The sequence below is a fragment of the Citrobacter sp. S46_ASV_140 genome, from assembly GCF_018919545.1.
GTDB lineage: Bacteria > Pseudomonadota > Gammaproteobacteria > Enterobacterales > Enterobacteriaceae > Citrobacter > Citrobacter braakii.
Genome location: NZ_JAHLRC010000014.1, coordinates 36632 through 48616, shown reverse-complemented (window position 1 = coordinate 48616; position 11985 = coordinate 36632). Strand labels below are relative to the sequence as shown.

Genomic DNA, 11985 nt, shown 5'->3' with positions numbered 1-11985 from the left:
GTGATGAGGGAATTACATGTTGCTTAAGTGTTACCAATTGTAAAAATAAAAGATGTATTATTAATTCATCTATAACATCAATTAACTAACTCTAACGTAATCATACGATCCAAATGGCGTTCGAATGCAGGGTCGGCCATTTCCTCAATGCCTAAGACATAGATGCCATCCAGGCCGCAAACCAATGCGATTAAGCGCCAGGCCACCTCGGCCGCATCCGGTATTGCTGAAAATTCACCTGCACTCTGTCCTTGAGTGATGATAGCGGCGGTTTCTTCATGCCACATCCGCATGGTTAGCAGGTAGGCGCTTTTGATTTCCGGATCTTTATCCGCCAGGACCTGCGCTTCACGCCACAGTTTAATGTAGGGTTCGAACCCGCCATCTTCGCTGCCCAACATGGCATGCAGTCGTTCGCGGAAGCTGGCGTTATCACTGACCTGTTCGGCATCCAGAAGGGTCCGTATCAGTTGCACAAAAGCGAGGGATTTTAACTCACCCGCAGAGGTAAAGTGATGGTGTACCTGCCCGGTGGACACCTGAGCTTCCGTGGCAATACGCCGCACCGTCATAGCAGTAAATCCTTCCTCAAGCGCGACACGCATGGCCGCTTGCAGAATAACTTCCCGACGTTCGTCCCGATTCAGATAGCTCATCTTTCCTCCTGTACCCGTATAGCACGCAGTCTAACAAAAAGTTGGACATACGTTCAAATTTCCGTAGGATCGCTAAAGCTGGACACGTGTCCAGTTTCAGTTTCGTTAGGGAGTTTTATGTTTCGTCAGTGGTTAACGTTAGTCATTATTGTACTGGTCTACATCCCTGTTGCGATTGATGCAACGGTGCTGCACGTTGCCGCGCCCACGCTGAGTATGACGCTGGGTGCCAGTGGTAACGAGCTGCTGTGGATCATTGATATTTATTCTCTGGTAATGGCCGGAATGGTATTGCCAATGGGCGCGCTGGGCGATCGTATTGGCTTTAAACGTCTGTTGCTGTTAGGGGGCGGATTATTTGGTCTCGCATCGCTGGCCGCTGCCTTTGCCCACAGCGCGGGTTGGCTGATTGCCACTCGGGCTGTATTGGCGATTGGGGCGGCGATGATTGTTCCGGCAACGCTTGCGGGTATTCGCGCCACATTCGCTGAGCAACGGCATCGCAATATGGCGCTCGGTGTCTGGGCTGCCGTGGGTTCCGGCGGTGCGGCATTTGGCCCACTGGTTGGTGGAATGCTGCTGGAGCACTTCTACTGGGGATCCGTGTTCTTAATTAATGTGCCGATTGTCCTGGTGGTAATGGCCTTAACCGCACGCTTAGTGCCGCGCCAGGCCGGACGTCGCGATCAATCGTTAAATTTCGGTCATGCAATAATGCTGATTGTCGCCATTCTGCTGCTGGTTTACAGCGCTAAAACCGCGCTGAAAGGGCATACGGCGACCGTTGCCATTACGTTGACGCTGTTAACCGGCGCGTTACTGTTGTGGCAGTTTGTCCGCATCCAGCTTGCCGCTTCCCGCCCGATGATTGATATGCGGCTGTTCACGCATCGCATCATCTTAAGCGGCGTTGTGATGGCGATGACCGCCATGATAACTCTGGTGGGTTTCGAGTTACTGATGGCTCAGGAGCTACAGTTTGTTCATGGTTTAACACCGTATCAGGCGGGACTGTTTATGCTGCCGGTGATGCTGGCAAGCGGCTTCAGCGGACCCATTGCTGGTATGCTGGTGTCACGCCTGGGATTACGTTGTGTGGCAACGGCGGGTATGGCGCTTAGCGCCGTCAGTTTTTACGGACTGGCGATGACAGATTTCAGTACTCAGCAGATTCAAGCCTGGATATTAATGGCTTTGCTCGGTTTCAGCGCCGCCAGTGCGCTGCTGGCCTCAACGTCGGCTATCATGGCGGCAGCCCCGGCAGAAAAAGCCGCAGCCGCGGGCGCCATCGAGACAATGGCTTATGAACTGGGGGCCGGGCTTGGGATCGCTATCTTTGGTTTGTTGTTGAGCCGCAGCTTTTCAGCGTCGATTCTGCCGCCTGTCGGACTTAATCCACAGGAGATAGAACGAGCCTCATCGTCAATGGGGGAGGCGGTGCAACTGGCGCACTCGCTCCCGTCGTCGCTGAGTGAGGCGTTGCTGTCGGCTGCTAAAGAAGCCTTTACCTGGTCGCACAGCGTGGCCTTAAGCAGCGCCGGCAGCATGCTTATCGTATTAGCGGTAGGAATGTGGTTCAGTCTGGCAAAGGTACAGCGTCAATAACTAATGGGCTAAATGACAGGGGTAATCCATCTCTTCGACTTCTTTCCCACTCAGTCGAGCGTATTGCCCCGTCAGCCTCCAGAACGCAGGCTGTGTTTCCGTATAGATCTCTGCCGCTAAAACCAGGCGGCGGCGATCCACCTCATTCAGCTCCAGCAGCGTCCACGGCACAAAATAACGATCGCTGCCCGTTAGGGTAAACCACAGCGGGCACCCGCATCCGGAACAGAAGAAACGTTCACCACGATTTGAAGATGGGAAGTGCGAAGGTTCTGCTGAATCTGGCGACATCAGCGGCTGAGCGCTGGCTTCCAGATACATAGCGATGCCACCTGACCACTTCTGGCACAGCGTACAATGACAGGCATAGACATCCAGCATTTCGACGTCGACGGTAAAATGACTCTGCCCGCAAAGACAACGACCAGTGAATGTCTGCACGGCATACTCCTTATGACCGAGTCTACATTAAGAGAAAAAGCCAGCCCTGGAAGGACTGGCTTTGTATTCAGACTACAACAAAATTAGAACTGGTAGTTCAGACCAACAGCAACGATGTTGTCAGTGCTTACACCGGCAGCTCTTGTGAAGTTGTTGGCATCCAGCAGGTTGATTTTGTAATCAACGAAGGTGGACATGTTTTTGTTGAAGTAGTAGGTCGCGCCCAGATCTACGTATTCAACCAGATCCTGGTCGCCGTAACCGTTGATGTCTTTACCTTTAGACTTCAGGTAAGCAACGGACGGACGCAGACCGAAGTCGAACTGGTACTGAGCAACAGCTTCAAAGTTCTGTGCTTTATTTGCAATACCGATGATCTCAGTACCTTTAACAGTACCACCAAAGGTAGTCATGTTACGGGTTTCGGAGTAGGTGGTTGCCAGGTAGATGTTGTTCGCATCATATTTCAGGCCAGCAGCCCAAATTTCAGCGTTCTTACCGTCAGCTTTGAACTGACCGCTGTGGTTGTTCTGGGAGTCAGTACGGTCAGATTTCGCATAGGTTGCACCTACGCCGAAGCCATCGTACTCATAGGTAGTAGACAGACCGAAGCCGTCGCCATTAGCTTCTTTGTCGGCGCTACGATCGTTTTTACCCTGGTACTGCAGGGCAAAGTTCAGACCTTCAACCAGACCGAAGAAGTCGGTGTTACGGTAGGTTGCAACGCCAGTAGTACGACCAGTCATGAAGACGTCAGTCTGGGTCCAGGTATCGCCACCGAACTCTGGCAGAACGTCGGTCCATGCGCCGATGTCGTAAGCTACGCCGTAGTTACGACCGTAGTCGAAAGAACCGTATTCAGCGAATTTCAGGCCAGCGAATGCCAGACGGGTTTTATCTTTGTCGGAACCCTGATCTTCAGAACGGTTGCCTTTGAATTCATATTCCCACTGACCGAAACCAACCAGTTGGTCGTTGATCTGAGTTTCGCCTTTGAAGCCCAGACGCGCGTAAGTTTTGTCGCCATCGCTGCTGGTATCGTTAGAGAAGTAGTGTTGAGCGTGAACTTTACCGTACAGGTCCAGTTTGTTTGCGTCTTTGTTATATACCTCAGCTGCGTTTACCGCACCTGCCGCCAACAGGCTAGTCACTGCCACTGCAACTAATTTAAGTTTCATTCTAAATAATCCTTATAATTATTTCTTGGTGTGTTTCCTAAACCATTGCTAAACGAAGGGGTTCGTCAATGGCAAACCATTTTTAAATGACGCAGTGGTATAAGTTCAATAATAAGTTTCATAATATTGCGAAATATTTGAAGTTGTGTGATCCAGATCTACATAATATAGCTGATTGTATTAATCTTAATATGTGACAGATCGGAATGGGTATATTTACACGGGGAACTATTGTGCAGGCTATGATTTAAATGGCGTTAGTTTCGCAGGTGTAATATATACATGTGAAGAGATATAGATGACCGAGTAATACTTTCGGGTGTTAATTAATTTCCATATATTTAACATTTAATTAAACAAATATAAACATAAACCGCAGTGGAATGAACAATTATTATTCATTAAATTGTCTAAAGTATAGCCGGATTTTATTTGTTTGTGATAAAACCCGACTTTTTTTCAGGCACGGCGCGTTGCCAGCCAGCAAAGCAGAGACCCCGCGCAGACCATCAGCGCTCCTTGCCAGAAGGATAGTGACAGCGGGGCACTGAGCAACACCGCGGCCAGCGCAGAGGAGAGCACTGGAGTAAAATAAGACCCGACGGCCATAACGGTCACGTTGCCATGCAAAATGCCAATATTCCACGCGGCATAGGCAAATCCTAACGTTAATGCTGCAGTGAACATTTTAATCGTCACCGAAGTGCTGAAAACCATTTCCGGTTGAGGCGTAATAAAATAGTAAACCCACAAACTTGCCGCCGTTAGTAAAACGAACACGGTGATGCCGTTAAAACCTTTTGCATATTTATTAGTCACCGTGCAATACGTTGCCCAGATAAAAGCGCCGAGAAAGGCGAGGAAATAGCTAAGCGGGCTGCTGGCAACATTACTGATAATTTCTCCAGGATTGAGGCCGTTTTCGCCCCCCAACACCCAACAAACCCCGGTCAATGCGATGATTAATCCGGGAATCACTAACCAGGTTGTTTTTTGGCCATTAAATAAGATGGCGAATAATATTGTCAGACTTGGCCAGAGATAATTGACCATACCGACTTCAATAGCCTGGTGACGAGTAGCGGCATAGCCGAGGGCCAGCGCTAAGCATATTTCATAGCTAACAAAAAGCACGCTACCGGCGATTAAATATCGCACAGGAATTTTTCTGATATTTGGGAAGCCGACGGTAAATATCAGCAACAGGCCGCTTAATGTAAAAATCATCGCCGCGCCGCCTGCCGGCCCCAGTCCTTCGCTTACCCCACGAATAAGCCCGACCATCGTGCTCCAGAGCACGATGGCAATAAGCCCAATTAACGTTGCTTTTTGTTTTGTCATGCTGATTGTCTGTCCATGGTACTGGCAAAAATTAAGCTGAAATGTATAGCACCTTTACACCGTAGCGCGCTAATTAATTCCCTTTTGTCTACTCCCTTATGGGTACAAAGGTTAAGCGAAGTGCACTATTTAGTAGCGGAACCGTTTCGTTATTGATTTGACGCAAAAAAAATATGGATATAGCTGATAGTTTCGTCGCGAAGTTGTACATGTCATCTTTCAATCATGCCGCGCTAGCGCAATTTGAGAGATTTCCTGTACGAATCCCTGCAAAAAAGAGGAAAGCAATGGACGTCAGCCGCAGACAATTTTTTAAAATCTGCGCGGGCGGTATGGCGGGAACAACAGTAGCCGCTCTGGGTTTTGCACCCAAAATGGCACTGGCTCAGGCGCGAAACTATAAGCTGTTGCGCGCCAAAGAGATCCGAAACACCTGCACATACTGTTCCGTAGGTTGCGGGCTATTAATGTATAGCCTGGGAGATGGAGCAAAAAACGCCAAAGAGTCGATTTACCATATTGAAGGGGATCCGGATCATCCGGTGAGCCGTGGGGCATTATGCCCTAAGGGCGCAGGATTACTGGATTACGTGCACAGTGAAAACCGTCTGCGTTACCCGGAATATCGCGCTCCAGGCTCCGACAAATGGCAGCGTATCAGCTGGGATGAGGCTTTCACCCGTATCGCGAAGCTGATGAAAACTGACCGCGACGCCAACTTTATTGAGAAGAATGAGCAGGGCGTAACGGTAAACCGCTGGCTTTCTACTGGGATGCTGTGTGCATCTGCGGCAAGTAATGAAACCGGCATGCTGACGCAAAAATTTGTGCGCTCACTCGGCATGCTGGCAGTAGACAACCAGGCGCGCGTCTGACACGGACCAACGGTAGCAAGTCTTGCTCCAACATTTGGTCGCGGTGCGATGACCAACCACTGGGTTGATATTAAAAACGCCAACGTCGTGATGGTGATGGGCGGTAACGCCGCTGAAGCACATCCGGTGGGATTCCGCTGGGCGATGGAAGCTAAAAACAACAATGATGCCACGCTAATTGTTGTTGACCCCCGTTTTACACGTACAGCCTCGGTAGCGGATATTTACGCGCCAATTCGTTCCGGCACGGACATTACGTTCCTGTCCGGCGTCTTGCTGTATCTGATTGAAAACAACAAAATCAACGCTGAATACGTTAAGCATTACACCAACGCTAGCCTGCTGGTGCGTGATGATTTTGCTTTTGAAGACGGTCTGTTCAGCGGTTACGACGCGAAAAAACGCCAATACGATAAATCGTCCTGGAACTACCAGTTCGATGAAAACGGCTACGCGAAACGCGATGAAACGTTAAGCCATCCTCGCTGTGTCTGGAATCTGCTAAAACAGCACGTTTCCCGCTACACGCCGGATGTGGTGGAAAACATCTGCGGTACGCCAAAAGAAGACTTCCTGAAAGTGTGCGAAGTGCTGGCTTCCACCAGCGCAGCGGATCGCACCACCACGTTCCTGTATGCGCTGGGCTGGACACAGCATACCGTAGGGGCGCAGAACATCCGTACCATGGCCATGATCCAGTTGCTGCTCGGCAACATGGGGATGGCAGGTGGCGGGGTCAACGCTTTACGCGGTCACTCCAACATTCAGGGTTTAACCGACTTAGGGCTGCTCTCTACCAGTCTGCCAGGCTACCTGACGCTGCCGTCAGAGAAACAGGCCGATCTGCAAACCTATCTGGCCGCTAACACGCCAAAAGCGACGTTGGCCGATCAGGTGAACTACTGGGGCAACTACCCAAAATTCTTCGTCAGCCTGATGAAATCTTTCTACGGCAATGCGGCGCAGAAAGAAAACGACTGGGGCTTTGAGTGGTTGCCGAAGTGGGATCAGTCCTACGACGTCATCAAATACTTCAACATGATGGATAGCGGGAAAGTCACCGGCTACATCTGTCAGGGCTTTAACCCGGTCGCGTCCTTCCCGGACAAAAACAAAGTGGTGCAGTGCCTGAGCAAACTGAAGTATCTGGTGATTATCGATCCGCTGGTGACCGAAACCTCTACGTTCTGGCAGAACCACGGCGAATCAAACGACGTTGATCCGGCTTCTATTCAGACCGAAGTCTTCCGTTTGCCATCCACCTGCTTTGCGGAAGAGGACGGCTCCATCGCCAACTCCGGTCGCTGGCTGCAGTGGCACTGGAAAGGTCAGGATGCCCCGGGTGAAGCCCGCAACGACGGCGAAATTCTGGCAGGTATTTATCACCGTCTGCGCGACATGTATCGCACTGAAGGTGGTAAAGCCGTTGAACCCGTGCTGAAAATGAGCTGGAACTATAAGCAGCCGGATGAACCGCACTCCGAGGAAGTGGCAAAAGAGAACAACGGCTATGCGCTGGAAGACCTCTATGATGCCAACGGTGTGCTGGTTGCGAAGAAAGGCCAGTTACTCAGCAGCTTTGCGCTTCTGCGCGATGATGGTTCCACGTCATCGTCCTGCTGGATTTATACCGGTAGCTGGACCGAGCAGGGCAACCAGATGGCCAATCGCGATAACGCCGACCCGTCAGGTCTCGGTAATACGCTGGGCTGGGCCTGGGCATGGCCGTTAAACCGTCGCGTGTTGTATAACCGCGCTTCGGCGGACCCGCAAGGTAAACCATGGGATCCAAAACGCATGCTGATCCAGTGGAACGGCACGAAGTGGACGGGGAACGATATCCCGGACTTCAACACCGCAGCACCGGGCAGTGGCACCAATCCGTTTATTATGCAGCCGGAAGGGCTGGGCCGTCTGTTCGCTATCGATAAGATGGCGGAAGGTCCGTTCCCGGAACACTACGAGCCGATGGAAACGCCGCTGGGTACGAACCCGCTGCATCCGAACGTGATCTCCAACCCGGCAGCGCGTCTGTACGAAGCGGATAAGTTACGCATGGGCACGAAACAGGACTTCCCGTATGTCGGAACGACCTATCGTCTGACCGAACATTTCCATACCTGGACCAAGCACGCATTGCTGAATGCGATTGCCCAGCCAGAGCAGTTTGTGGAAATCAGCGAAACGCTGGCGGCAGCGAAGGGGATCTCCAACGGCGATCACGTCAAAGTTAGCAGCAAGCGTGGATTTATTCGCGCAGTTGCCGTGGTTACCCGTCGTCTGCGTACTCTGCACGTCAACGGTCAGCAGGTTGAAACGGTTGGGATCCCGATCCACTGGGGCTTTGAAGGAGTCGCGCGTAAAGGCTATATCGCCAACACCCTGACGCCGAATGTCGGTGATGCAAACTCGCAAACGCCGGAATACAAAGCGTTTTTAGTTAACATCGAGAAGGCGTAAGGGAGGCGAACATATGTCTATGGAAACGCAGGACATCATCAAACGGTCCGCAACAAACGCCATCACGCCGCCGCCTCAGGCCCGTGATTACAAAGCTGAGGTCGCAAAGCTGATCGACGTTTCCACCTGCATAGGCTGTAAGGCCTGTCAGGTGGCATGTTCAGAGTGGAATGATATCCGCGATGAAGTCGGCCACTGCGTCGGGGTGTATGACAACCCTGCCGATCTTAGCGCCAAGTCCTGGACGGTGATGCGGTTTACCGAAACCGAACAGAACGGCAAGCTCGAGTGGTTGATTCGTAAAGACGGCTGTATGCACTGTGAAGATCCGGGCTGCCTGAAGGCATGCCCGTCTGCCGGGGCTATCATCCAGTACGCCAACGGGATTGTTGATTTTCAGTCAGAGCACTGCATTGGCTGCGGCTACTGTATTGCCGGGTGTCCATTTAATATTCCGCGCCTCAATAAAGAGGATAACCGCGTGTATAAATGTACGCTGTGTGTGGACCGCGTCAGCGTCGGGCAGGAACCTGCCTGCGTGAAGACCTGTCCGACCGGGGCAATCCATTTCGGTACCAAGCAGGAAATGCTGGAAATGGGCGAACAGCGAGTGGCAAAACTGAAAGCACGTGGTTATGAACATGCCGGTCTCTACAACCCGGAAGGTGTGGGTGGCACGCACGTGATGTACGTTCTGCATCATGCCAACCAGCCGGAGTTGTATCACGGCCTGCCGAAAGAACCGCAGATCGATACCTCTATCAATCTGTGGAAAGGGGCGCTGAAACCGCTGGCCGCTGCCGGATTTATCGCCACCTTCGCCGGACTGATTTACCACTACATTGGTATCGGTCCGAATAAGGAAGTGGACGACGACGAGGAGGATCATCATGAGTAAGTCGAAAATGATTGTGCGCACGAAGTTTATCGACCGCGCCTGTCACTGGACGGTGGTGATCTGCTTCTTCCTGGTGGCGTTGTCGGGGATTTCGTTTTTCTTCCCGACTCTGCAATGGCTGACGCAGACCTTCGGTACGCCGCAGATGGGGCGCATTTTGCACCCGTTCTTCGGACTGCTGATCTTCGTGGCGCTGATGTTCATGTTTGTACGCTTTGTTCACCACAACATCCCGGATAAAAAAGATATCCCGTGGCTGAAAAACATTGTGGAAGTGCTGAAAGGCAATGAACACAAAGTGGCGGACGTGGGTAAGTACAATGCCGGGCAGAAAATGATGTTCTGGTCGATCATGAGCATGATTTTCGTGCTGCTGATCACCGGCATCATTATCTGGCGTCCGTACTTTGCGCAGTTCTTCCCGATGCAGGTCGTGCGCTATAGCCTGCTTATCCATGCGGCTGCGGGGATTATCCTGATGCACGCCATCCTCATCCACATGTATATGGCATTCTGGGTGAAAGGATCGATTAAAGGCATGGTCGAAGGGAAAGTGAGCCGTCGCTGGGCGAAGAAACATCACCCACGCTGGTATCGCGAAGTTGAACGACAAGAAGCGAAAAAAGAGAGCGAGGAAGGGGTTAACTAACTCCTGACGTGCCCTGATCGTAATGGCGCTACACCAGTAGCGCCATTTTTTTGCCAAAAAAACGTCATATTTCGATAAGCCGGATGACGGGCCTACACGCGCATTTTGCTGATGTAGGCCTGCCATCCGGCAATACGGTTTACTCCAGTTGTGAGTTCAGGCGCTCAATCTCCTCACGCCATTGCGCCTGTAACAGCGGCTTTTGATGTTTCGGCTTGCGGGCAAGATCGTCAGCCAGACGCTGCTCCAGCTCAAGAAGTTGTTCCAGCAATCCATCGCTGTCACCGCTTATTTCGTCTTTTGCATCGACCTCCGTTTTGGGAACGGTTATCTCCGAGGATGTTTCCCGAATACGCGCATTGACCGCGTCCAGATCGTGCCATTCACTGAGTTCGCCGTGGTCGATCAACCAAAACCGGTTACAGCTTTGGCTGATAAGCTGACGGTCGTGACTGACCAACAACACGCCGCCGTTATAGCTTTGCAGCGTTTCTGCCAACGCCTCTTTACCTTCCAGATCCAGATGGTTGGTCGGTTCATCGAGCATCAGCAGGCTGTAGCGCGCAAGCGTTAGCCCAACAAACAGCAGCCGGGAGCGCTCGCCGCCGCTTAGGGAACTGATCCGCTGCGCGTGACGAACCCACGGAAAACCCGCGCTAATCAGCGCCATTTTGCGGATATCAGGCTGCGGAGCAAACGGCTCCAGCGCGTCAAATAACGAATCGTTATCTGCGAGTTGGTGCAGCGTCTGGTCGTAATACCCCAACGTAACGCGCGGGTGCAACACCAGTGAAGGTGATGCCAGTTGTGAGTGAAACTGTTGCCAGATAAGCCTTAACAACGATGATTTCCCGCAACCGTTGCGCCCGACAATCGCCACGCGATCGCCGCTTTTTAACCGGAGACCGGCAATGGAAAACAGCGTATCGGCGTCGGGAGCAGGGGCCACGGACAGATTAGTCATCTCCAGCAAACGATCCGCACGCAGGGCATCTCCCTGCAATGTTAGTGTCCACTGACTTCCTGACGTCACTTCAGTCTGTACCTCTTTCAGGCGCTGTACCTGCTTTTCCATCTGCTTGGCCTTGCGGGAAAGATCTTCGTTGTCGTAGACCCGCCCCCAGGTAGCCAGCCGTTTGGCGCTGGCGGTCACCCGGTCTATCTCCTTTTGCTCAGCCTTATGGCGCAGAGCATCGCTGATGTCTCTTTCTGCCAGGGCCTGACGCGCCGCGCTACAGGGCAGATCGAAGGCATGGAGAGTTTGATCGCGCAGGATCCAGGTTCCGTGAGTCACCGCGTCTAACAGCTGCGGGTCGTGGGAAACCACCACAAAACTGCCAGACCAGTTTTGTAAGAACTGTTCCAGCCACAGTAATGTTGGCAAGTCCAGGTGGTTACCTGGCTCATCCAGCAGCAGCAGGTCAGGGTTTCGCATCAGCGCCCGCGCCAATAACAGACGCGTGTGTTGGCCGCCGCTCAGCGTGTGTGCTGTCAGAGATAAATTCTCCGGCGTGAACCCCATTTCGGCGAGCAGTGCTTCAACTCGCCACTGCTGACCTGCGCGTTCATGCTCGGGCAGTTGAGCCAGAACGGCTTCCTGCAGCGTGAGCGGCAGTATTTCGTCAGGCAGATGTTGTTCTACACGGGCGAGATGGCAGTGATTTGCCTGCGCGATAACCCCACTGGTCGGCGAAATTGTGCCATCGAGCAGTTTTAACAGCGTGCTTTTGCCGCAGCCGTTGTAACCGATAAGCCCGATGCGGTCGCCTTTTTTCAGGGTAAAGGAAAGATCGTCGAATAGCGTGCCGAATGCCGTATCAACGTGTAAGGATTGTGCGGTTAGTAATGTGCTCATTGTTGCTTACTCAAGAGTTACAGGCGT

The 11985-nt window shown here is 52.1% G+C and carries 9 protein-coding genes; 4 read left to right on the top strand and 5 right to left on the bottom strand.

Annotation, left to right across the window (positions count from 1 at the left end):
- Window positions 1-77 precede the first annotated feature (77 nt).
- Window positions 78-656, bottom strand: a complete 579-nt coding sequence (locus KQJ19_RS06550; protein ID WP_016153113.1) for a TetR family transcriptional regulator — start codon at window positions 654-656, stop codon at window positions 78-80.
- A 117-nt stretch (window positions 657-773) separates the two neighbouring features.
- Between KQJ19_RS06550 and KQJ19_RS06545 the strand changes: the two genes are divergently transcribed.
- A complete protein-coding gene (locus KQJ19_RS06545) occupies window positions 774-2261 on the top strand; it encodes an MFS transporter (protein ID WP_216403450.1) in 1488 nt (495 codons plus the stop codon).
- Here the strand turns inward: KQJ19_RS06545 and KQJ19_RS06540 are convergent, their stop codons facing one another.
- The 3 genes from KQJ19_RS06540 to yddG all read right to left on the bottom strand — a co-directional run bounded on the left by KQJ19_RS06540 (window position 2262) and on the right by yddG (window position 5221).
- The gene (locus KQJ19_RS06540; protein ID WP_087121860.1) at window positions 2262-2642 is read right to left on the bottom strand and encodes a GFA family protein; all 381 of its coding nucleotides are present in this window, start codon (window positions 2640-2642) and stop codon (window positions 2262-2264) included.
- Between the two features lie 143 nt (window positions 2643-2785).
- Window positions 2786-3880 (bottom strand): porin OmpD, encoded by a 1095-nt coding sequence (ompD, locus tag KQJ19_RS06535; protein WP_131345781.1) that lies wholly within the window; start codon window positions 3878-3880, stop codon window positions 2786-2788.
- 459 nt (window positions 3881-4339) lie between these two features.
- Window positions 4340-5221: an aromatic amino acid efflux DMT transporter YddG gene (yddG, locus tag KQJ19_RS06530; protein ID WP_016156546.1), complete on the bottom strand. Its 882-nt coding sequence runs from the start codon at window positions 5219-5221 to the stop codon at window positions 4340-4342.
- Window positions 5222-5508: 287 nt separating this feature from the next.
- On the opposite strand from yddG, the gene fdnG reads away from it, so the two are divergent.
- The 3 genes from fdnG to fdnI are packed head-to-tail and all read left to right on the top strand — an operon-like array spanning window position 5509 to window position 10103.
- Complete coding sequence (gene fdnG / locus KQJ19_RS06525) at window positions 5509-8556, top strand: formate dehydrogenase-N subunit alpha (RefSeq protein ID WP_094169740.1); 3048 nt, start codon at window positions 5509-5511, stop codon at window positions 8554-8556.
- Between the two features lie 13 nt (window positions 8557-8569).
- Window positions 8570-9454 carry a formate dehydrogenase N subunit beta gene (gene fdnH / locus KQJ19_RS06520; protein WP_016153107.1) on the top strand — a complete coding sequence of 295 codons (885 nt, stop codon included), beginning with the start codon at window positions 8570-8572 and terminating at the stop codon, window positions 9452-9454.
- Window positions 9447-10103 carry a formate dehydrogenase-N subunit gamma gene (fdnI, locus tag KQJ19_RS06515; RefSeq protein ID WP_016153106.1) on the top strand — a complete coding sequence of 219 codons (657 nt, stop codon included), beginning with the start codon at window positions 9447-9449 and terminating at the stop codon, window positions 10101-10103. The genes fdnH and fdnI overlap by 8 nt, the downstream gene beginning before the upstream one ends.
- A 139-nt stretch (window positions 10104-10242) precedes the next feature.
- Here fdnI and KQJ19_RS06510 read toward each other — a convergent pair whose 3' ends face one another.
- Window positions 10243-11958 (bottom strand): ABC-F family ATP-binding cassette domain-containing protein, encoded by a 1716-nt coding sequence (locus tag KQJ19_RS06510; RefSeq protein WP_216403449.1) that lies wholly within the window; start codon window positions 11956-11958, stop codon window positions 10243-10245.
- Window positions 11959-11985 lie beyond the last annotated feature (27 nt).

What these genes read in the sequence shown, in the direction of transcription:
- KQJ19_RS06550 (WP_016153113.1), bottom strand. Translation starts at nt 656, where the DNA reads ATGAGCTATCTGAATCGGGACGAACGTCGGGAAGTTATTCTGCAAGCG.
- KQJ19_RS06545 (WP_216403450.1), top strand. Translation starts at nt 774, where the DNA reads ATGTTTCGTCAGTGGTTAACGTTAGTCATTATTGTACTGGTCTACATC.
- KQJ19_RS06540 (WP_087121860.1), bottom strand. Translation starts at nt 2,642, where the DNA reads ATGCTGGATGTCTATGCCTGTCATTGTACGCTGTGCCAGAAGTGGTCA.
- ompD (WP_131345781.1), bottom strand. Translation starts at nt 3,880, where the DNA reads ATGAAACTTAAATTAGTTGCAGTGGCAGTGACTAGCCTGTTGGCGGCA.
- yddG (WP_016156546.1), bottom strand. Translation starts at nt 5,221, where the DNA reads ATGACAAAACAAAAAGCAACGTTAATTGGGCTTATTGCCATCGTGCTC.
- fdnH (WP_016153107.1), top strand. Translation starts at nt 8,570, where the DNA reads ATGTCTATGGAAACGCAGGACATCATCAAACGGTCCGCAACAAACGCC.
- fdnI (WP_016153106.1), top strand. Translation starts at nt 9,447, where the DNA reads ATGAGTAAGTCGAAAATGATTGTGCGCACGAAGTTTATCGACCGCGCC.
- KQJ19_RS06510 (WP_216403449.1), bottom strand. Translation starts at nt 11,958, where the DNA reads ATGAGCACATTACTAACCGCACAATCCTTACACGTTGATACGGCATTC.